Source organism: Kitasatospora sp. NPDC056651, assembly GCF_042792155.1.
GTDB lineage: Bacteria > Actinomycetota > Actinomycetes > Streptomycetales > Streptomycetaceae > Kitasatospora.
The window spans coordinates 51,044-70,362 of record NZ_JBHTWX010000006.1; the positions used below are offsets into that span (position 1 = coordinate 51,044).

A 19,319-nucleotide genomic window follows, 5' to 3' on the forward strand; every position below is an offset into this window, starting at 1 on the left:
CTTCCGACCCTGCCCACCCGGCCGCCCCCGGAACCCCACCGCCCACCACGCCCGGAGCCCCATCGCTCGCCGTCTCCGGCGGAACGGCCGAGGCCGCCCCGGAGTTCCGGGACGGCCTCGGTGACAAGCGAATTGACTGATCGTCAGTTCACCGTGTAGCTGTACGGGATCGCCGCGAGCACCGAACCGGTGGTGTTCAGGGCGTTGTTGGCGGTGGCCACGCCGGTCGGGCCGGACACCAGGTACAGCACGCCCTTGACGGTGCTGCCCTTCGGGCCGGTCGGGGTCAGCGTCACCCGGAACGAGCCGGTGGCGCCGGGGGCGACGGTCACCGGGGTGGCGGCCGCGGCCGAGGCGTTCACCGAGGCGGCGTACGGGTCACCGGTGCTGGAGGTCAGCGCCGGGTCGAAGGCCTGGGTGTGCGCGGTGGCCGTGATGGTGGAGGTGCCGGCCGGCGCGCCCGCGTTGGTGAACGGGCCGATCTGCTGGACGAAGGTGCTCCAGATGCCGGGCACGATCGGCTGCTCGGCGGTGCCGCTGTCGGTGGCGACCGAGACGGTCGAACCGCTCTGGGCCTTCGTCAGGTCGCCGAACAGGTCCGGCGAGCCGGCGGTGCCGCTCATCTCGATCTGGGCCGGCGTCGAGGACGCCGCCACGGCCTTGAGGCGGTCGGTGCCCGGCGGCACCAGGAAGGACGGCACCGTGGAGCTGAGGCTCAGCGGCAGGGTGACGGTCGCCGAGGCACCCTGCGGCACCAGCGGCAGGTCGACCCGGCGGTCCAGCCGGCCGTCGGCCGCGATCCGCTGGGTGGCGACGGTGTTGTTGGTGTAGTTCACCTGGACGGTGACCGGCTTGCCGGCCGCCAGCCTGGTGCGCGCGTCGTTCGGCAGCCCGGCCGCGGTGGCCTGGTTCTGGTTGAACGCCACGGTGCCGGTGAAGTCCTGGGAGAGCTCCTGGCCGCTGACCGGGCCGAGCACGTTCAGGACGAACCGCCAGCGGCCCGCCGCCGGGTCGACGGCGGTGGCGGAGACGCCGTCACCGGTGCCGGTCAGGTTGCCCTGGGCGTCGAACAGCCCGTTGCCCTCGATGTCGACCGGAGTGCCGTTGGGGCTGATCAGCGCGCCCTGCAGGAGCAGCTTCGCGTCCTTGGCGACGGTCAGGCCGACCCGCAGGTCCTTCTGGCCCTTCGGGACGTCGAAGGCGTACGAGAAGCTCTGCGTCGGCGAGACGTTGCGGGCGTTGCCACCGGTGACGGTGCCCGTGAAGGTGCCCTTGCCGTTGCTCACCGGGACGAGGCTGCGCAGCGTCACCGGGACGCTGGTGGTGTTGCCGTCGGAGCCGGAGACCACGACGGCCTCGCTGGAGTCGCCGCTGGTGGCCGGGGTGGTGAGCTGGACCTTGAGGGTCTTGGTCTGGCCCGGCTTCAGGTCGGTGGTGCTCGGGCTCACGGCGCCGGCCGGCACCGCGCGCTGGGTGGCGGTGCCGAACTGGACGGCACCGGTGTAACCGGCCTTGCCCGCCGGGGTGTAGAGGACCGCGGTCCACTCGCCGGCCACCGGGCGCGGGACGTCCACCAGGCCGAAGTTCGCCGGGGTGGCGCCGCCCTGCGGACGGGTGTTGGTCTCGAAGCGGCCCGACGGGTTGAGCAGCGTCAGGCGGACCACCGGCCCGTTGGAGACCGGGTTGGGCGCGCCCTGCCAGGCGATCGAGGCCGCGAGGCGGTCGGCGCCGGCCGGGACGGTGAACTTGACCTGCTTCTGCACCCAGTCCGCGCCGTTGGTCGCGTACTTGAAGGTGTCCGTCGAGGCCGAGTCCAGCTGGACGGTCTGCTGGTTCGCCGACTGCGGGGCGAAGCTGCGGGTCGAGGCGCTCACCGTCCGGGTGCTGTCACTGGTGTTGGTGACGGACACGTCGGCGGTGTGGGTCGAACCGGGCGCGCCGGCGATGTCGACCTGGCCGGTGTTGACCACGACGGTCTTCGCGCCGGGGGTGCCGTCCCCGTCGTCGTAGCCGCGGGCGGCCTCGACGGCGGCGCGGACGTTCAGCAGGCCCGCGCCCTGCTCCTCGGCCGGGACGCCGAGGTCGGTGGCGGTGCCGGTGAGGAACTTCTTCACCAGCGCCGGGGCGGGCGAGTCGCCGCCGTGGGTGTCGCGGTAGGCCTGGATGACCAGGGCCGCGGCACCGGTGACGAACGGGGCCGACTGGCTGGTGCCGCCGAACGGCTGGATCGGCGAGGGCTGGCCGTTGTAGCCGGTGCACTCGGTGTACTTGACCGGGTCCGGCGTGCAGACCGACCAGTCCGACTCGCCCGGGGCGACCAGGTCGACGGTCCGGCCGGCCTGGGTGAAGCCGCCCGAGGAGAGCGCGGAGATCCGGTTGTCGCTCCAGGTCCGGTTGGAGAACTGGGAGGCCGCGTAACCGGTCTGCTGGTAGTTCTGGTTGTCGGTGGAGGCGCCGACCGCGATCACGTACGGGTCGGTGGCCGGGGTGCCGACGGTGCCGCTGATGCCGGCGTCGCCGCTGGAGACGGCCACGGTGACACCGGCCTTGACGGCCTGCTCGTTGAAGAGCGAGATGGTGTCGTGCGCGCCGCTGTCCGGGGTGACGTTGCCGCCGAAGGACTCGTTCAGGACGTCCACGTGGGCGACCCGCACCGCGTAGTCGATCGACTGGAGGATCGAGGAGTTGGACATCATCTCGCCGCCGGCCTTCAGCGCGACCAGGTCGGCGTCCGGGGCGAGGCCGCGGATGCGGATGTTGCAGCCGGCCGGGAGCGGGTGCGAGGCGTTGACGAACTTCGAGACGTCGTACACCTGGCGGCCCTGGGAGATGACCGCCGAGGCGTCGCCGAAGGCCTCCGCCGCGCCGCTCGGCGCGTCCCAGCCGTCGCCCGCGAAGTCCTGGTAGTCGACCACGGCGTGGGAGCCGTCGGCCCGGATGAAGTCCGGGTTGTTCGGGTCGAGCGCGTCGGCGATGTAGGCGACCTTGACGCCCTTGCCGGTGGCCAGGTCCTCCACGCCGGGCTTGCCGTTGCCGGTGACGGCCCGGGTCGAGTAGAGGCCCTCCGGCTCCAGCAGCGGCTTGCCCGGGTCGGAGGGGCAGACCGTGTTGGTCGCGTTCTCCTCGGCACCCTGACCGTTGCTGCCCGAAACGGCCTGCGGAGCGGTGGCGTTCCGGGGCGCCTTGGCCCCGGCGGCGGCGTCCTTGGCCGCCTTCGTCTTGCCGGCAGCCGGCGGGGCGACCTGGACCTGGGTGTCCGCCACCACGGCGGAGACGGCCGGGTCCGCCTGGAGCTGGGCGCGCAGCGCGGGGCTGACCTTGGCCGAGAAGGCGTTGCCGACCACGAACGTCTTGACATCCGTACCGCCGGCCGCCTTGACCTTGTCCAGCAGCGGCGCCTGCGCGGCGGCGGCCTTCTGCTGCCGGGCGCCCAGGTGGCCGTGGTCGGCCGGGGCGTCCGCGATCTGGTCCCTGAGGATCACGATCACCGGTACCGGGGTCCCGTCCGCGGGCGCCGCCTGGGCGTTCCGCGGTTCGGGGGCCGGAGCCGCGGTGGCCATGGTTCCCAGGCTCAGGACCATGGACGCGGCGGTGACCGTGACGGCGGCTGCTAGCTGGGTTTTCCGCCAGCCGATCATGTAAATCCTCTCGTCAAATGAAAGAGCTGACGCATTCCAACGCACCTGAGAGGATCACGACAAGAGGGTAAATCCCCATCAGAAAGTAAAGTTGACCATCAATCAGTAAAATTCGCGGAGGATATCGGGCCGAATCGGCATCTTTCAGCCGATCGGCCCTGATCGGATCCGGCCGGTCAACCGGCCGGACGGCTGGACCGCTGGACGGCCGGTCGGACGGACGGCTGGAACGTCGAGGAGCCCGGGTCAGTACCCGGCCGACCGCTCCCGGGCGTCCGCCAGGTCCTCGGCGGTCGGCGCGTCGTCCTGGGTCAGCCGGTGGCGCCAGTACCCGGTGAAGTCGATGCTCGCCTTCGACACCCCCTGCTCCTCGACCAGGTACCGCCGGATCGCCCGGACCGCCCCCGCCTCCCCGGCCAGCCAGACGAAGGGCTCCCCGCCCGGCAAGGCGGCGTCCCGAAACACCTCGGCCAGCAGCGCGCCCGGGGCGGCGCCGTCGCGGTGTAGCCACTCCACCGCCAACTCGGCGCGGCTCTCCAGCTCCTGACGCTCCGCCCGGTCGGTGACCTCGATCCACAGGTACGCCCGCACCCCCTCGGGCAGCGCCCCGACCAGCGTCGCGATCGCCGGCAGCGCGGTCTCGTCGCCGGCCAGCAGCACCCAGTCGGCGGCGGCCGCGGCCTCGGCGAACGGCACCGACGGACCGTACAGCGCGGAGGGGCCGACCATGCCGAGCCGGTCCCCGGGCTCGGCCCGCAGCGCCCAGGCGGCGGCCGGGCCGGTGTCGCCGTGCAGCACGAAGTCGATCTCGACCAGCCGGGTGCCGGGCCGCCGGCGGCGCAGCGTGAAGCCGCGCAGCAGCGGGCGCTCGGCCTCGGGGATCGCCAGGTAGGCCTGGTACCAGCCCATCGGGTCGTCCTGCCGGGCGGGCAGCACCGGCTCGCGCTGCCCGGGGCGCGGGAAGCAGAGCTTGACCTGCTGGTCGGGCGCTCCGCCGACGGTGTCGGGCAGTTCCTCGGCGGCGAAGGTGATCCGGGCGGTGCGCGGCGTGATCCGGCGGACCTCGACGACCTCGGCGAAGGTGACGGGCAGTGTCATCGCGAAACCCCTTCGATTGGTAACCTTACGGCATAAAGAGTTGCCGTGGCGGCGATACTTTACGCCATAAGGAGATGTCGGATGACCGTCTATGCCGGGCAGGGCGACGCCCAGCGCTCACTGGCCCTGCTCTGGGGCGCGCCCGAGGAGCCCCGCGCCGGGCGCAGCGGCCCCAGGCCGGGCCTGACGGTGGACGCCATCGTGTCGGCCGCGATCGCGGTGGCCGACGCCCAGGGCATGGCCGCGCTGTCGATGCGCGCCGTCGGCGAGCGGCTCGGCCGCACCGCGATGGCGCTCTACACATACGTGCCCGGCAAGGCCGAACTGCTCGACCTGATGCACGACCGGGCGCTCGCCGAACTCCCCACCGGGCAGCCGGCGGTGGGCGGCTGGCGGGAGGCCGTCACCGCCTGGGCCGAGGAGCTGTACGCCTGCTACCTGCGCCACCCCTGGGTGCTCCAGGTCTCGCAGGCCCGCCCGGTCCTCGGCCCGGCCGAACTCGCCGCGATGGAGGCGCTGTTGGGGGCTCTGCGACCGGCCGCCCTGCCGCCGCCGCGGCTGCGCGGGGCCGTCTCGGCGCTCTGGCAGTTCATCCGCGGGCTGGCCGCCGCCACCGCCGACGCGCGCGGCGCGGCGGCCGCGACCGGCGTCACCGACGAGGACTGGTGGTCCGCCCGCGGCACCCGACTGGCCGAGCTGGCACCGGACTTCGCGGAGCGCTTCCCGCTGCTCACCGCCCTCCAGAGCACCGGCGGAGGCAGCCCGGAGGACGGCCACCGGGAGGCCTTCCGCAGCGGGCTCGCCGTCCTGCTGGACGGCATCGCGGCGGCGGACCCTTCGGAGGGGGAGCCTTCGGAGAGGGAGTCTTCGGCGGCGGCGGGCACTCCCTAGCCCCGGCGGGCCGCCGGGATCGCCAGCAGGACGCCGAGCGCCGTCATGACGGCGTACCCGGCGGTCTCGTGCCCCTCCGGCACCAGGAACCGGACGAACCCGAACAGCCGGAAGCCGCCGATCCAGCCGGACACCAGTCCGGAGGCGCCGCCGACGATCAACACGAAACCGAGGTAGCCGAGCAGGGTCTTCATGCTTCCGAGCGTAGGAAGCCGCCCCGGGCCGGACATCCGACTTTCGGTGCGGACCGGCGTCACCAAAGTCGTCCGCTCCCCGGGCGGCTCCGGACGGAGCAGCAGGCCCGGCGCCCCGGCGGCGGCCCGGGTACGTTCGCCGTGTGCTCCCCACCTACGCGGCGCAGAAGAAACCTTCCGTCACCAGAGCCGCGGCCGGCGCCGCCGCCTCCGCCCTGGTACTCGCCGTGGCCGCCCCGGCGGCCCTCGCCCAGGACTCCGTCACCCCCGTCGGCGGGGAGCGGCTCGGCCGCCCGGCCGTCCAGGTCGCGCCGCTGTCCGGGGCGCCCGCGCTGCCGGCCGAGCTGACCGGCCGCTCCTGGCTGATCGCCGACGCCGCCACCGGCGAGGTGCTGGCCGCCCGCGACGCCCACCTGCCGCTGCCCCCGGCCAGCACCCTCAAGATGCTGTTCGCGGACACCGTGCTGCCCAAGTTCGACCGCTCGCTGGAGCACAAGGTCACCCCGGCCGAGCTGGCCAGCCTCGGCGCCGGCAGCAGCCTGGTCGGCGTCAAGGAGGACCTGCCCTACCGGGTCGAGGACCTCTGGCGGGGCGTCTTCCTCAGCTCCGGCAACGACGCCGTCCACGTCCTCGCCCACATGAACGGCGGCCTCCAGCGGACCGTCAGCGAGATGCAGGACCGCGCCCGGACGCTCCAGGCCCGCGACACCAAGGTCGTCTCCCCCGACGGCTACGACATGGACGGCCAGGTCTCCTCCGCCTACGACCTCACCCTGTTCGCCCGGGCCGGGCTGCGCAACGCCGACTTCCGCGCCTACTGCTCCACCCGCACCGCGCGCTTCCCCGGCGGGATGGACAGGACCACCGGCCGGCGCACCAGCTTCGACATCGCCAACACCGACCGGCTGCTCGGCAAGTACCCGGGCCTGATCGGCGTCAAGAACGGCTACACCACCAACGCGGGCGCCACCTTCACCGGCGCCGCCGAGCGCGACGGCCGCACCCTGCTGGTGACGGTCATGCACCCCGAGGCCCAGGGCACCGTCTACGACGAGGCCGCCAGCCTGCTCGACTGGGGCTTCGCCGCCGCCGGGAAGGTCCAGCCGGTCGGCAAGCTGGTCGAGGACACCGCCGCGCCCTCCCCCGCCGCCGAGGCCCAGACCGAACCGGAGGCCGCCGACCAGCTGCCGCCGTGGTCCCGCCCGCCGGTCGGCGGCTCCGGCTCCGGCCTCGCCGCCGCCCTCTGGACGGCCGCCGCGCTCGGCACCGGCCTGGCCGTCTGGGCCACCGCCCGGATCACCGCCCGCCGCCGTGCCGTACCCGCCGGCCCGGAGCCGGCGTACCCCGGGGGCGGCACCACCGCCGTCGGGGGCGCCACCGGGATCGGTGGCCGCGGCCACCGCCGGCTGACCCGCCGCACCCGCGCCCTGCTGCGCACCACCCGTGCGGCCCGTACCGCCCGGCCGCCGCGCTGAGCGCCGTGCCCGACACGCCCTAGACTTCCGGCCATGACCACGCCCGACCCCTCCGCCGCCGACCGGCTCGCCCGGATCGTCCAGCTCTCCTCGGGGAGCTACCTGCTCGTCACCACCTACAAGAAGGACGGCACCGCCGTGCCGACCCCGGTGTGGGTGGTGCGCGACGGGGAGGCGCTCGGCGTCTGGACCGTCGCGGACTCCTGGAAGGTCAAGCGGATCCGCAACCGCGCGGACGTGCTGGTCGGCCCGTGCGACGTCAAGGGCAGGCCGACCGGCGAGCAGTACCCCGCCACCGCCGAGATCCTCGGCCCCGAGCGCACCGCCGCCTACCGCACCCTGCTGCGTCAGAAGTACGGTCTGCTCGGTGTGCTCACCCTGCTCGGCAGTCGGCTGCGGCGCGGTGAGCGCGGCACCGTCGGCATCCGGATCACCCTGACGGACTGACCGGCGGGCACCTCCCCGGGCGGTCCACCGGACCGGGTGGCCGGGTGAGCGGGTGACCGGGTGACCGGGTGACCGGGTGACCGGGTGACCGGGTGACCGGCCCCGGGTGGCAGGCTTGACGGCCATGGAACAGAACGAGGCGGCGCCGCTCCCCCTGCTGGTGGTGGACGGCGCGAACGTGGTCGGCTCCGTCCCGGACGGCTGGTGGCGGAACCGGCGCGGCGCCGCCGAGCGGCTGCGGGACGCACTGGTCGCCGTCGCCGAGCGGGGCGTGCCCGACCGGCCGGGACCGCTGGAGGTGGTCCTGGTGCTGGAGGGCGCGGCCCGGGGCGTCGCCGGGGTGCCCGGGGTGCGGGTGGCCGAGGCGGACGGCAGCGGGGACGACCGGATCGTGGAACTCGTCCGGGCGGCCCGCACCGAGGCCCCGGACCGCCCCTGCCTGGTGGTCACCGCCGACCGCGAACTGCGCGCCCGGGTCGGCGCGTTGGGCGCCGGGGTGACCAGACCGCGCAGCGTGCGCCCTTAGGCCCTGTCCGGCCGGTCTTGCCGGGCCCGCCAGGATCGACCGGACAAGGACCCCTGGCTCCCCTGGGTGAACACCAGCGAGGCGTTGTGGCCGCCGAAGCCGAAGGAGTTGGTGAGCGCGGCCGGGACGGCGCCGTGGCGCGGCCGGCCGGCGACCACGTCGAGGCCGATCGCCGGGTCGAGCCGGTCGAGGTTGGCGGTCGCGGGGACGACGCCGTCCCGGACGGCGAGGACGGTCGCGATCGCGCCCATGGCACCGGCCGCGCCGAACAGGTGCCCGGTCATCGACTTGGTGGCGGTGACGGCCGGGTGCGGGCCGACGGCCGCCCGGACCGACTCGGCCTCGGTGAGGTCCCCCGTGGGGGTGGACGTCGCGTGGGCGTGCACGAGCCGGATGTCGCCCGGCCCGAGGCCGGCCTCGGCCAGGGCCCGGCGCATGGCGCGGATCTGCCCGTCCGGATGGGCGGCGGTGATGTGGTGGGCGTCGGAGGTGACGCCCGCGCCGGCCAGCACGGCGTGCACCCGGGCGCGGCGCGCGGCGGCGAACCCGGCCCGCTCCAGGACCACCAGGGCGGCGCCTTCGCCGATGACGAACCCGTCCCGGTCGACGTCGAAGGGCCGGGACGCCCGCTGCGGCGCGTCGTTGCGGGTGGAGTGCGCCTTGGCCTGGGCGAATCCGGCCAGCGGGAGCGGGTGGATGCACGCCTCGGACCCGCCGGCGACGACCACGTCGGCACGGCCCAGCCGGATCAGGTCCAGGCCCATCGCGATCGCCTCGGCGCCGGACGCGCAGGCGCTGACCGGGGTGTGGGCACCGCCGCGCGCGCCGAGCTCGATGCTCACCCAGGCCGCCGGCCCGTTCGCCATCAGCATCGGGATGGTGTGCGGGGAGACCTTGCGGACCCCCGAGGCCTCCAGGACGTCGTGCTGCCCGAGCATGGTGAGTGCTCCGCCCGTGCCGGTGCCGATGACCACGGCCAGCCGCTCCGGCTCGACCTCGGGCCGCCCCGCGTCGGCCCAGGCCTCGCGGGCGGCGATCAGCGCGATCTGCTCGCACCGGTCCAGCCGGCGGGCCTTCACCCGGTCGAGCACCTCGCCCGGTTCGACCCGCAGCCGGCCGGCGATCCGCACCGGCAGTGCGGCCGCCCACTCCTCCTCGATCGCGCGGATGCCGGACTCCCCGGCCAGCAGCCCGGCCCAGGTCGAGGGGACGTCCCCGCCGAGCGGCGTGGTGGCTCCCATCCCGGTCACCACTGCGTTCATCTGACAGTCCTCCTTTTGTTGGCAGAGCACAGCTCCCGCACCGGAACCGGGCGGGAGGTGCTCGCGGCATCTGCCACCCTGCCAGGGGATTTGACCGACGGTAGGTACGACTCCCGACGGATTCCCCCGGGGACGGTTTGTAGGATTCCTCCGATGCGGTGCGGCGGCCCCGGTGCTGCTCCGCTCCGTACCCGGAGAACTTCCGGCCGTACGGGAACCATCGCGGCGCCGCGTCCGACTGCTGGGGCGTGAGTGCGAAGTCGCCGGGAGTCCGGCCGTTGAGTGTGCTGGCGGGGTTCGTCCTGCTGCTGGTGGTGGTGTTCGTGGTGGCCTACGCGGTGGGCCGTCAGGTGGGGCCGGTGGCGCCCGGGCTGCGGCCGGGCGGCGGGAGCGGCTCGTCGCCCGGGATGGTCGGGCACGACATGGGCGGGATGCGGTGAGCGCCGTCGCCGAGGCCGTGGTCGCCACGGACCTCGCGGTCGGCGGGATGACCTGCGCCGCCTGCGTGGGCCGCGTCGAGAAGCGGCTGTCGCGGATCGAGGGGGTGACGGCCGGGGTGAACCTGGCCACCGGGCGGGCCCGGGTGCTGCACCCGGCCGGGGTGCCGGTCACCGAGCTGGTGGCGGCCGTCGAACGGGCCGGCTACACCGCCGATCCGCTGCCCGCCGGGGCGCCGGTCACCGCGATGCCCGAGGAACCGGACGAACGGTGGCGCCTGCTGGTCACCGCCCTCCTGGCCGTCCCGGTGCTGGTGCTGTCGATGGTGCCCTCGGCCCAGTTCACCGCCTGGCAGTGGGTCTGCTTCGCGCTCGCCGTCCCGGTGGTGACCTGGGGGTCGGCCGGCTTCCACCGCCGGGCCTGGCAGGGGCTGCGGCACGCGGCGGCGACCATGGACACCCTGGTGAGCCTCGGCGTGCTGGCCTCCTACGGCTGGTCGGCGTACGCGCTGTTCTTCGGTGGGGCCGGCGATCCGGGCATGCGGATGCCGTTCTCGCTGACCGCCGACGGCGGCGGCGCGGCCGATGTGTACCTGGAGGCGGCGGTCGGCGTGCCGCTGTTCGTCCTGGCCGGGCGACTGCTGGAGGGCCGGGTGCGCCGGCGCAGCGGGTCGGCGCTGCGCGCGCTGGCGGAGCTGGGCGCCAAGCAGGTCTGCCTGCGTCTGCCGGACGGCGAGGAGCGCCTGGTGCCGGTCGAACTGCTGCTGCCCGGGCAGGAGTTCGTGGTCCGGCCGGGCGAGCGGGTGGCCACCGACGGGGTGGTGGTCGGCGGCGGTTCGGCGCTCGACCTGAGCCTGCTGACCGGGGAGAGCGTCCCCGTCGAGGTCGGCCCCGGCGCCCTGGTGGCGGGCGCCACGGTGAACGTCGGCGGCGCGCTGGTGGTCCGGGCCACGGCCGTCGGCGCGGACACCCAACTGGCCAGGATCACCGCGCTGGTGGCCGAGGCCCAGGCCGGCAAGGCCCGGGCGCAGCGGCTCGCGGACGCGGTGGCCGGGGTGTTCGTGCCCTGTGTGCTCGCGGTCGCGGCGAGCGTGCTGGGCTTCTGGCTGGGCGCGGGCGCGGCCCCCCAGGCGGCGGTGACGGCGGCGGTCGCGGTGCTGGTGGTGGCCTGCCCGTGCGCGCTCGGACTGGCCACGCCGACGGCGCTGCTGGCGGCCACCGGGCGCGGCGCGGAGCTGGGCGTCCTGGTGCGCGGCCCGGAGGTGCTGGAGAGCCTGCGCCGGGTGGACACCGTGGTGATGGACAAGACCGGGACGCTGACCACCGGCCGGATGGAACTGGCCGCCGTCACCACGGCCGACGGAGTCACCGAGGAGGAGGCGCTGCGGGCGGCGGGCGCCGTCGAGCACCGCTCCGAGCACCCGATCGGCCGGGCCGTCGCGGCGGCGGCCCGGGAGCGCTGCGGTCCGCTGCCGGCCGTCGACGGCTTCGCGGCCGCCACCGGGCTCGGAGTGTCCGGGACGGTCGGGGGCCGGGCCGTCCGGGTGGTGCGGCCGGACGACACCGTGCTGCCGCCCGGCCTCGCCGAGGCGGTCGACGCGGCCGCGAAGGCGGGCCGCACGGCCGTCGCGGTCGAACTGGACGGGCGGGCGGCGGCCGTGCTGGCGGTCGGCGACACGCTGCGCCAGGGCAGCTGGCGAGCCCTCCACCGGCTGCGCGGGCTGGGCCTGGAGACCGTCCTGCTGACCGGGGACGGCCCCGGAGCGGCCCGGGCGGTGGCCGCCGAGCTGGGCATCGAGCGGGTGCACGCCGGGGCCTCGCCCGAGGACAAGGCCGCGGTGGTGGCCGACCTGCGGGCCGCCGGGCGGACGGTCGCGGTGGTCGGCGACGGCGTCAACGACGCGGTGGCGCTGGCCTCGGCGGACCTCGGGGTGGCGCTGGCCTCCGGCAGCGACGCCGCGATCGGCGCGGCCGGGCTGACCCTGGTGCGCGGCGACATCGAGGCCGTGGTGGACGCGGTCCGGCTGGCCCGGCAGACCCTGGCCACCATCCGGGTCAACCTGCTGTGGGCCTTCGGCTACAACCTGGTGCTGATCCCGCTGGCGGCGGTCGGGCTGCTCAACCCGATGCTGGCGGCGGTCGCGATGTCGCTCAGCTCGCTGCTCGTGGTGGGCAACAGCCTGCGGCTGCGCACCTGGGAACCGGGCCGGGGCGGCTCCGCGCGACGGGGAGGACGGCGGTGAGGGCGGTGAAGGCGGTGAAGGCGGTCGAACGGCTCAAGGTGGCCGGCCCGCCGGTCGGCGCGGCGGTGCTCGCCCTGGTCCTGCTCACCGGCTGGACGGTGGTCGGCGGGGCCGGCCGCGCCCGCCCGGTCGAGGCCGGACCCGGCTGGGTGCTGCTGCCGGTCGCGGGGGCGTCGCCCGCCACGGCGGCGTTCTTCACGATCCGCAACCCGGGCGCCGTACCGGACGAACTGACCGGCGCTGTCTGGGAGTTCGGCGGCCGGATCACCCCGAAGCGGCATCTGCACCAGGGCGCGGCGGGCCGCTGGGAGGCGGCGGCGCTGCCGGTGCCGGGCGGCGGCGAGCTGCGGATGTCCCCGGAGGACGCCGACCTGATGATCGCCGACCCGCCACCGCTGCGGGCCGGCCAGTGGGTGGAGTTCACCCTCACCTTCCGCCACAGCCCGCCGCTGCGGCTCGACGCGCAGGTCCTGCCGGCGGCCGCACGGCCGCGCTGACCGCTCGCACCGCCGTACGGCGAGGAGGCCGGACCACCCGGGGGGGTGGTCCGGCCTCCTCGCGTTCGCGGGCGGCCGCTCAGGCCACCGGGCCGCGATCCCCGAGTGTCTCCTCGACGGAGCGGCGCGGGGTGGCCGCGCCGGGCGGGCCGTAGCCGGTGCGCAGCACCAGCTGGACGTGGCCCGGCCCGGCGGCCGGGTCGCGCAGCGCCCAGCGGGTGTCCGGCCACTCGATCGCCTGGTGCCAGATGGTGAGCCGGACGCCGTGCAGGGTGGCCAGCAGCCAGACCCGCTCCAGCGCCTGGCCGGTGCGCAGCCAGTCCAGCGGGCCGTCGCCGGGGGTGGTGAGGGTGCACAGCTGGGGCAGCGCCTCGAAGCGGCGGGAGGGCTGGGCGGGGCCCTGCGGCGGGTGGCCGGAGAACTCGCGCATCGGCACCCGGGCGTCGTGGTCCTGCGGGCCGAGCGCGGAGCGCGGGATGCCGTCCTCGGCGGTGCCGTCGTCGGGCCGCAGCCAGGCGCGGGTCTCGGCGGTCCGGGCCGGGTCGGCGGCGTTGCGGCTCTCCGCCTCGGTGGTCAGGTCCACTACCCGCCGTACGCCCTCCTCCTCCAGCGCGGCCAGCGCCACGCCCTCGGCGCGGGCGGCGTCGATCAGCTCGCCGATCACGGCCTCGGGCACGTCGCGCTGGGCGAAGGGCTCGCGGCTGGTGTGCCGGGCGGCGATGGCGGGGTAGAGGTCGCGGCCGAAGGGCACCGCCGCGGCGGCGGGGCGGGAGAGGTCGAACACGGCGAGCAGCTCGGGTTCGGCGACCTCCGGCAGCAGCCGGACCAGCGGTTCGCGGTCCAGCTTCCCGGCCGCCACCCGCAGGTTGAACACGGCCGCGCCGACCGCGATGTGCACGGCGGCGCCGGCCGGGTCGGCCAGCGGTACGGTGCGCCCGGTGTCGGCGTACACGGCGAGCCCGCGCCCGTCCGGGGTCGGCACGAAGCGCCAGGGCTGGCTGTTGTGCAGCGACGGCGCCGCGCCGCCCGCGGCGGCCAGCAGACGCAGGTCGGCTGCGCTGAGCATCTGGGTGAGAGCCGGGTCGAGCGTCATGGCGTTCCACTCCTTCAACCGCGGGGCTTCGGCTGCGGGGCCCGCGCACGGGCGTCCGGGGTCCACTGCTTCCGAGCGTGCGCCCCCGGGACGCCGGGCGACAGGGCCGTAAGACCCGACGGGACCCGCCCGGTGGGACCCGTCCGGTGGATCGGGGACGGGGACCGATCCACCGGACGGGCCGACCGTCACCCGTGCGGGACGACCGCGACGGGGGCTTCGGCGTGGTGCAGGACGGCGTGCGCGACCCGGCCGAGCCGGGGGCCGATCTCGATCGGGCGCCGCCCCCGGCCGACCACGACCAGGGCGGCACCGGCGGAGGCCTCGACCACGGCCCGGGCGGCGCCGAGCCGCACGACCTCGACCACCTCGACGTCCGGGTGCCGCTCGCGGGGGCCTTCCAGGGCGAGCGAGAGCAGCTTGGCCTCCAGGGCCTCCAGCTGGCCGAGCTCGGCCGCCGGGACGGCGCCGCCCGCGTAGCCGAACATCGGCGGCAGGTCCCAGCCGTGCACGGCCCGGACCCGGGCGCCGCGCAGGGCCGCCTCGCGGAAGGCGAAGTCGAGCACCTCGGCCTCCGGGGTGTGGGCGTCGACGCCCACCACCACCTCGGCCGCGCCGGCCGTGGCCTCCTCGCGCACCACGACCAGCGGCACGGTGCTGCGCCCGGCCACCGACATGCTGACCGAGCCGAGCAGCAGCCCGGTGAAGCCGCCGCGGCCGCGCGAGCCGAGCACCAGCAGCTCCGCTTCGGCGGCGGCCGCCAGCAGGCCGTCCACCGGAGCGTCCAGGACGGCGTCGGTCTCCACGGCCAGGTCGGGGTGCAGGCCGCGGATCTCCTCGGCGGCCTCGGCCAGGGTGTGCCGGACGGCCTCGGGCAGGTCGTCCGCCTCGGCGAAGGACGACACCCCGTCCGTCAGCCACGGCCAGGCGTGCACCAGGCGCAGCGAGGCGCCCCGGCGCACCGCCTCGGCGGCGGCCCAGTGGGCGGCGGCGGTGCTCTGCGGCGAGCCGTCGATCCCGACCAGAACGGTTGACGTCATGAGTCTTCCTCCACACTGTCGACACGCTGTCGACGCTCGGCGGTTCGGTGCGGGCCGCGGTGCGCTCTGACGCCCCGTCCGCTCCACCCCCACCCTGGCAGCCGCTCACGGGCCGGCGGCAGAGGCCGCAGGGCCCTGCGTGACGGGACGAAAGGCCCGCCCGACGGAGCCTACGGTCGACCCCGCCGTCCCCACCCCCGACACGTGGGCATTACCGTGAACACGGCAATCCCGCTGGTCGGGCGGGCACCCGGCCGGACGGGACGGCGGGGGGCGACCGCCCGGAAAGCGGTCGGGACGCGTCCGGATGGCGGACGGGCCGGTCAGGGCAGCACGACGAGGAGGACAGCGGTGGGCGGAGCGGACGGCAGCGCGGCGGGTGGCGGCGCGCGGATGCCACGGCTGCGCCTGGACGAGCTGCTGGAGGAGCTCCAGTGGCGCATCGACGCGGCGCGCGGCACCCAGAACCGGGTGCACAGCCTGCTGGAGGCGGTGCTGGCGGTCGGTCGGGAGCTGGACCTGGCGCAGGCGCTGCACCGGATCGTGGAGGCCGCCGTCGACCTGGTGGACGCCCGGTACGGGGCGCTCGGGGTGATCGGGCCGGACGGGCACACCCTGTCGCAGTTCCTGACCGTGGGCCTGACCGAGGAGGAGATGGCCGAGATCGGCCCGCCGCCCTCCGGCCGGGGCATCCTGGGCGAGCTGATCCGCGATCCGCGGCCGCTGCGCTGCCCGGTGCTGTCCGACCACCCGGCGAGCGTCGGCTTCCCGCCGAACCACCCGCCGATGCACACCTTCCTGGGGGTGCCGGTGCGGGTGCACGGCGAGGTGTTCGGCAACCTCTACCTGACCGACAAGCGCGGCGGGCTGGACTTCGACGAGGACGACGAGGCGGTGATCGCCACCCTGGCCGTCGCGGCCGGCGTGGCGATCGACAACGCCCGGCTGTACGAGGAGGCCCAGCTGCGCCAGCGCTGGCTGCGGGCCAGCACCGAGATCACCCGCAGCCTGCTGTCGGGGGCGCCGCGGCTGGAGGTGGTGGAGCTGATCGCCCGCCGGGCCCGGGAGATATCCGGCGCCGAGCTGGCGGACGTCTCGGTGGCGCTGGCCGGCCCGGAGGAGCGCGCCGAGGAGCTGAGCGTGGAGGTCGCGCTGGGCGGCACGCCGTCCGCGCGGCTGGGGGTGACGGTGCCCGTGGACGGCACCCTGTCCGGCGCCGCGTACGTCTCCGGCTCGCCGGCCACCAGCGACGAGCTGGCCTGCGACACCCGTTTCCCGGCCGGCCCGGCGGGCCGTTTCGACGGGCTGGGGGCGGCGGTGGCGGTGCCGCTGGGCACCGGCGCCGGGTACGGGCGGGGCGTGCTGCTGCTGGCCCGGCAGCAGGGGCAGCCGGCCTTCGGCCCGGAGGAGACCGGCCCGCTGCTGGGCTTCGCCGACCAGGCGGCGCTGGCCCTGGAGCTGGCCGAACGGCGGCGCGACGCCGAGCAGTTGAACCTGCTGGAGGACCGTGACCGGATCGCCCGGGACCTGCACGACCTGGCGATCCAGCGGCTGTTCGCGACCGGCATGACGCTGCAGAGCGCGGGCCGGCTGATCGAGAGCGAGGCCGCGGCGGACCGGGTGGCCCGGGCGGTGGCCGACCTGGACGAGACCATCAAGATCATCCGCTCGACGATCTTCGGCCTGCGCGCCCACAGCGAGCCGGACCGGGGCCTGCGCGCCCGCGCCACCCGGGTGGTCACCGACGCCCAGGGCACCCTCGGCTTCCCGCCCCGGCTGAGCATGGAGGGGCTGCTGGACACCGACGTGCCGCAGGAGCTGGCCGGGCACGTGGTCGCGGTCCTCGCCGAGGCGCTCAGCAACGCCGCCCGGCACGCCAAGGCCTCGCGGGTCGAGGTGACGCTGCGCGCCCTGGCCGGGCGGGTGGCGCTGACCGTGACGGACGACGGCGTCGGGGTGCCCGAGGGCGGGCGGCGCAGCGGGCTGCGCAACCTGGCGGAGCGCGCCGAGCGGGTCGGCGGCTCCTTCGCGATCGAGCCGGCCGAGGGCGGCGGCACCCGGCTGGTGTGGGAGGCCCCGATCGGGTCCTGAGGGCCTCCCGCCCGGCGCGGCCGCCCGTCCCCCCGCCCGGCGCGGACCGCTCACACCCCTGCCCGGCGCGGGCCGCTCAGCCCCGCAGGGAGCGCAGGAAGCCCAGCAGATGGGCGTTGAACTCCGCGGGCCGCTCCATGTTCGGGTAGTGCCCGGTGCCCTCGACGGTCGCCACCCGCCCGTCGGCGACGGTGCGGGCGACCCGTTCGGCCATGCCGACGTGGTCGACCGAGTCGCCGCCGCCGTTGATCGCCAGCAGCGGGACGGTGATCCCGGCCAGCCGCTTCCAGGTGTCGGCCACCGGCACCTGGTGCCGGGGCTCGTCGGGGGTGTGCTTGGCGATGGTGTTCCGGGTCATCTCCTTGAGCCGGCGCACCACCTCCCGGTCGACCTCGTCCAGGCTCCGGTGCGGCCCGGCGGCGAGTCGGGTGAACGCGTCGACCCAGCCGTCGCCGTCGCCCCGGGCGATCGCGGCCTCCTCCTCGGCGGCGATCTCGCCGAGCCACGGGTCGGTGAACTCGGGCTCGCTGGTGCCGTTGCCGCTGATCACCAGCGCGCCGACCAGCTCGGGGTGTTCGAGCGCCAGGTCGAGGGCGATCGTCCCGCCCATGGACAGCCCGACCACGACCAGCGGCCCGAGGCCGAGGTGGCGCAGCAGGTCCGCCAGGTCGTCGGCGGGGCGGAACGGACCGCTCGCGTTGTCGGAGGCGCCGTGGCCCCGGACGTCCGGCGCGATCACCCGGTACTCGGGCAGCAGGGCGGGGAGCTGGTCGCCCCAGCTCCGGTGGTCCAGCAGACCGCCGTGCAGCAGCACCAGCGGCTCGCCGGAGCCGGCGTCGAGGTAGGCGAGACGGCCGTGGCCGCTGTCGAACGAGCGCGGCTCGGGGGTGGCGGCGGAATCGGTCATGACGCGATCCTAGGCCGGGCGGCCACGCCGGGTCGACCCCCCATCAGACCTGAACTCCCTTGCACCACACGAGTGTTGCCGCTTCCCGCCGGGCCGGTACTCAGGTCAGGCAGCGGCCGATGACCAGCTCCGGGCGGATCCGGATCCGTACCGTGGCGTCCGGGTCGGCCGCCCCGGTGGCCGGGCGGACCTGGGCCCGGCCGAGGACGGTGACGAACCAGCCGGAGCCGTCCCGGCCGTCCACCTCGTCGGCCTCGAAGGCGATCACGGCGCCGTCCACCGCCCGGGCCAGTTCGGAGTCGGCCGGCGCCGAGACCAGCACGCCGCCGGGGCCCAGCCGGAAGGACACCGGCAGGACGGCCGGGAGGGCGTGGACGGTGTAGACCACCCGGCCGACGGCGGCCCGGGACAGCAGCTCCAGCGACCGCTTCCGGTCGAGTTCGCGGAGTCCGGGGAGATCGGTCCGGTCGTACGAGGAGGACCCGTGCGAGGAGGGCCCGCACGAGGAGGACCGGGGAGACGGAACGTGGTCGCGGTTCATGCGAGCGATGCTCGCCCGGGGCCGGGCCGGGTCGCGAGGGCCGATGGTCCCGGCGCGGCCGGGCCTGGACCCGGGCCGGGGGGCGAGGGGCCGGGGACGTCGGCCCGGGCCCCTCGGCCCCGTCGGGGCCCGTCGGCGTCAGTACCGGCCGGAGCGCAGCGCGGAGGACTGCGGGGCGGCGGAGGCCTGGCGCAGCTCGGTGGCGATCAGGGCGGCCTGCACCCGCCGCTCGACGCCGAGCTTGGCGAGCAGCCGTGAGACGTGGTTCTTGACGGTCTTCTCGGCGAGGTAGAGCCGCTCGCCGATCTGCCGGTTGGTCAGGCCCTCGCCGATCAGTTCGAGGACCTCCTGCTCGCGCGCGGTCAGGCCCGGCCCGGTGGTGACCGGCTGGGCGGGCTCGGCGTCGCTGCGCAGGCGGTTCAGCAGGCGGGTCGCGGCGCCGGGGTCCAGCATCGAGCGCCCGGAGGCCACGGTGCGGACGGCGGCGATCAGGTCCGTCCCGCTGATCTGCTTGAGCACGTACCCGGCGGCGCCCGCCATCACGGCGTCCAGCAGTGCCTCCTCGTCGTCGAAGGAGGTCAGCATCAGACAGGCCAGGTCGGGCATCCGCGAGCGCAGCTCGCGGCAGACCGAGACGCCGTCGCCGTCGCCGAGCCGGACGTCCAGCACGGCCACGTCGGGCCGCAGGGCCGGCACCCGGACGAGCGCCTGCTCGGCCGTCGCGGCCTCCCCGACCACCTCCAGGTCCGGCTCGCCGTCCAGCAGGTCGTACACCCCGCGGCGCACCACCTCGTGGTCGTCCAGCAGGAACACCCGGACCGGCGCCGAGGCCTCGGCGCCCTCCGTCTTGGTCGCCATCACGCGGCTCCACCTTCGTCACCCCCGCACACTGCCAGCGGGGCCCAGGGCATCATCCCCCCGGGAACGGCCGCGGGCCCA

At 75.7% G+C, this 19,319-nt stretch carries 17 protein-coding genes; 8 read left to right on the top strand and 9 right to left on the bottom strand.

The genetic code is table 11. The features are described from left to right. Nucleotides 1-143: 143 nt before the first annotated feature. Entirely contained in the window at nt 144-3,560 is a 3,417-nt protein-coding gene (locus ACFRAR_RS04800; protein WP_380694794.1) for a S8 family serine peptidase, read from the bottom strand. Nucleotides 3,561-3,884: 324 nt separating this feature from the next. Then, nucleotides 3,885-4,736 carry a siderophore-interacting protein gene (locus ACFRAR_RS04805; protein ID WP_380694796.1) on the bottom strand — a complete coding sequence of 284 codons (852 nt, stop codon included), beginning with the start codon at nt 4,734-4,736 and terminating at the stop codon, nt 3,885-3,887. An 81-nt stretch (nt 4,737-4,817) separates the two neighbouring features. Here ACFRAR_RS04805 and ACFRAR_RS04810 point away from each other — a divergent pair, with 81 nt between their 5' ends. After that, on the top strand, nt 4,818-5,627 hold the full coding sequence (locus tag ACFRAR_RS04810) for a TetR/AcrR family transcriptional regulator (RefSeq protein WP_380694798.1): 810 nt from the start codon (nt 4,818-4,820) through the stop codon (nt 5,625-5,627). Here ACFRAR_RS04810 and ACFRAR_RS04815 read toward each other — a convergent pair. Continuing rightward, the gene (locus tag ACFRAR_RS04815; RefSeq protein WP_380694800.1) at nt 5,624-5,821 is read right to left on the bottom strand and encodes a hypothetical protein; all 198 of its coding nucleotides are present in this window, start codon (nt 5,819-5,821) and stop codon (nt 5,624-5,626) included. The genes ACFRAR_RS04810 and ACFRAR_RS04815 overlap by 4 nt on opposite strands. 143 nt (nt 5,822-5,964) lie before the next feature. Here ACFRAR_RS04815 and ACFRAR_RS04820 point away from each other — a divergent pair, with 143 nt between their 5' ends. The 3 genes from ACFRAR_RS04820 (at nt 5,965) to ACFRAR_RS04830 (ending at nt 8,269) form a co-directional block, all read left to right on the top strand. After that, the gene (locus tag ACFRAR_RS04820; protein WP_380694802.1) at nt 5,965-7,296 is read left to right on the top strand and encodes a D-alanyl-D-alanine carboxypeptidase family protein; all 1,332 of its coding nucleotides are present in this window, start codon (nt 5,965-5,967) and stop codon (nt 7,294-7,296) included. A 33-nt stretch (nt 7,297-7,329) separates the two neighbouring features. After that, nucleotides 7,330-7,743 (top strand): PPOX class F420-dependent oxidoreductase, encoded by a 414-nt coding sequence (locus ACFRAR_RS04825; RefSeq protein ID WP_380694804.1) that lies wholly within the window; start codon nt 7,330-7,332, stop codon nt 7,741-7,743. A gap of 124 nt (nt 7,744-7,867) precedes the next feature. Next, complete coding sequence (locus ACFRAR_RS04830) at nt 7,868-8,269, top strand: NTP pyrophosphohydrolase (protein ID WP_380694806.1); 402 nt, start codon at nt 7,868-7,870, stop codon at nt 8,267-8,269. On the opposite strand, the gene ACFRAR_RS04835 is transcribed toward ACFRAR_RS04830, so the two are convergent. Beyond that, nucleotides 8,266-9,531, bottom strand: a complete 1,266-nt coding sequence (locus ACFRAR_RS04835) for a beta-ketoacyl-[acyl-carrier-protein] synthase family protein (RefSeq protein WP_380694808.1) — start codon at nt 9,529-9,531, stop codon at nt 8,266-8,268. The genes ACFRAR_RS04830 and ACFRAR_RS04835 overlap by 4 nt on opposite strands. A 278-nt stretch (nt 9,532-9,809) precedes the next feature. On the opposite strand from ACFRAR_RS04835, the gene ACFRAR_RS04840 reads away from it, so the two are divergent. From ACFRAR_RS04840 to ACFRAR_RS04850, 3 genes are read left to right on the top strand one after another with little or no spacing between them, the layout of a single operon-like run. Continuing rightward, a complete protein-coding gene (locus ACFRAR_RS04840) occupies nt 9,810-9,971 on the top strand; it encodes a hypothetical protein (RefSeq protein ID WP_380694930.1) in 162 nt (53 codons plus the stop codon). Next, nucleotides 9,968-12,211, top strand: coding sequence for a heavy metal translocating P-type ATPase (locus ACFRAR_RS04845; RefSeq protein ID WP_380694810.1), 2,244 nt, complete (start codon nt 9,968-9,970; stop codon nt 12,209-12,211). The genes ACFRAR_RS04840 and ACFRAR_RS04845 overlap by 4 nt, the downstream gene beginning before the upstream one ends. Then, nucleotides 12,208-12,708, top strand: coding sequence for a copper chaperone PCu(A)C (locus ACFRAR_RS04850; protein ID WP_380694812.1), 501 nt, complete (start codon nt 12,208-12,210; stop codon nt 12,706-12,708). Before ACFRAR_RS04845 ends, ACFRAR_RS04850 begins: the two co-directional genes overlap by 4 nt. A gap of 79 nt (nt 12,709-12,787) precedes the next feature. Here the strand turns inward: ACFRAR_RS04850 and ACFRAR_RS04855 are convergent, their stop codons facing one another. After that, on the bottom strand, nt 12,788-13,801 hold the full coding sequence (locus tag ACFRAR_RS04855) for an Acg family FMN-binding oxidoreductase (RefSeq protein ID WP_380694814.1): 1,014 nt from the start codon (nt 13,799-13,801) through the stop codon (nt 12,788-12,790). A 188-nt stretch (nt 13,802-13,989) separates the two neighbouring features. Further along, complete coding sequence (locus ACFRAR_RS04860) at nt 13,990-14,841, bottom strand: universal stress protein (protein ID WP_380694816.1); 852 nt, start codon at nt 14,839-14,841, stop codon at nt 13,990-13,992. A 393-nt stretch (nt 14,842-15,234) separates the two neighbouring features. Here ACFRAR_RS04860 and ACFRAR_RS04865 point away from each other — a divergent pair, with 393 nt between their 5' ends. Next, nucleotides 15,235-16,932 (top strand): GAF domain-containing protein, encoded by a 1,698-nt coding sequence (locus ACFRAR_RS04865; RefSeq protein WP_380694926.1) that lies wholly within the window; start codon nt 15,235-15,237, stop codon nt 16,930-16,932. Nucleotides 16,933-17,008: 76 nt separating this feature from the next. On the opposite strand, the gene ACFRAR_RS04870 is transcribed toward ACFRAR_RS04865, so the two are convergent. The 3 genes from ACFRAR_RS04870 to ACFRAR_RS04880 form a co-directional block, all read right to left on the bottom strand. Continuing rightward, nucleotides 17,009-17,839: an alpha/beta fold hydrolase gene (locus ACFRAR_RS04870; RefSeq protein ID WP_380694818.1), complete on the bottom strand. Its 831-nt coding sequence runs from the start codon at nt 17,837-17,839 to the stop codon at nt 17,009-17,011. A 100-nt stretch (nt 17,840-17,939) separates the two neighbouring features. After that, nucleotides 17,940-18,380 carry a pyridoxamine 5'-phosphate oxidase family protein gene (locus ACFRAR_RS04875; protein ID WP_380694820.1) on the bottom strand — a complete coding sequence of 147 codons (441 nt, stop codon included), beginning with the start codon at nt 18,378-18,380 and terminating at the stop codon, nt 17,940-17,942. A 138-nt stretch (nt 18,381-18,518) separates the two neighbouring features. Beyond that, entirely contained in the window at nt 18,519-19,238 is a 720-nt protein-coding gene (locus ACFRAR_RS04880; RefSeq protein ID WP_380694822.1) for a response regulator, read from the bottom strand. Nucleotides 19,239-19,319 lie beyond the last annotated feature (81 nt).

Bases quoted from the DNA above. Each gene is read 5' to 3' on its own strand.
- ACFRAR_RS04880 (WP_380694822.1), bottom strand. From the start codon at position 19,238: ATGGCGACCAAGACGGAGGGCGCCGAGGCCTCGGCGCCGGTCCGGGTG.
- ACFRAR_RS04800 (WP_380694794.1), bottom strand. From the start codon at position 3,560: ATGGCCACCGCGGCTCCGGCCCCCGAACCGCGGAACGCCCAGGCGGCG.
- ACFRAR_RS04875 (WP_380694820.1), bottom strand. From the start codon at position 18,380: ATGAACCGCGACCACGTTCCGTCTCCCCGGTCCTCCTCGTGCGGGCCC.
- ACFRAR_RS04815 (WP_380694800.1), bottom strand. From the start codon at position 5,821: ATGAAGACCCTGCTCGGCTACCTCGGTTTCGTGTTGATCGTCGGCGGC.
- ACFRAR_RS04805 (WP_380694796.1), bottom strand. From the start codon at position 4,736: ATGACACTGCCCGTCACCTTCGCCGAGGTCGTCGAGGTCCGCCGGATC.
- ACFRAR_RS04855 (WP_380694814.1), bottom strand. From the start codon at position 13,801: ATGACGCTCGACCCGGCTCTCACCCAGATGCTCAGCGCAGCCGACCTG.
- ACFRAR_RS04870 (WP_380694818.1), bottom strand. From the start codon at position 17,839: ATGACCGATTCCGCCGCCACCCCCGAGCCGCGCTCGTTCGACAGCGGC.
- ACFRAR_RS04810 (WP_380694798.1), top strand. From the start codon at position 4,818: ATGACCGTCTATGCCGGGCAGGGCGACGCCCAGCGCTCACTGGCCCTG.
- ACFRAR_RS04865 (WP_380694926.1), top strand. From the start codon at position 15,235: ATGCCACGGCTGCGCCTGGACGAGCTGCTGGAGGAGCTCCAGTGGCGC.
- ACFRAR_RS04825 (WP_380694804.1), top strand. From the start codon at position 7,330: ATGACCACGCCCGACCCCTCCGCCGCCGACCGGCTCGCCCGGATCGTC.
- ACFRAR_RS04860 (WP_380694816.1), bottom strand. From the start codon at position 14,841: ATGACGTCAACCGTTCTGGTCGGGATCGACGGCTCGCCGCAGAGCACC.
- ACFRAR_RS04835 (WP_380694808.1), bottom strand. From the start codon at position 9,531: ATGAACGCAGTGGTGACCGGGATGGGAGCCACCACGCCGCTCGGCGGG.
- ACFRAR_RS04830 (WP_380694806.1), top strand. From the start codon at position 7,868: ATGGAACAGAACGAGGCGGCGCCGCTCCCCCTGCTGGTGGTGGACGGC.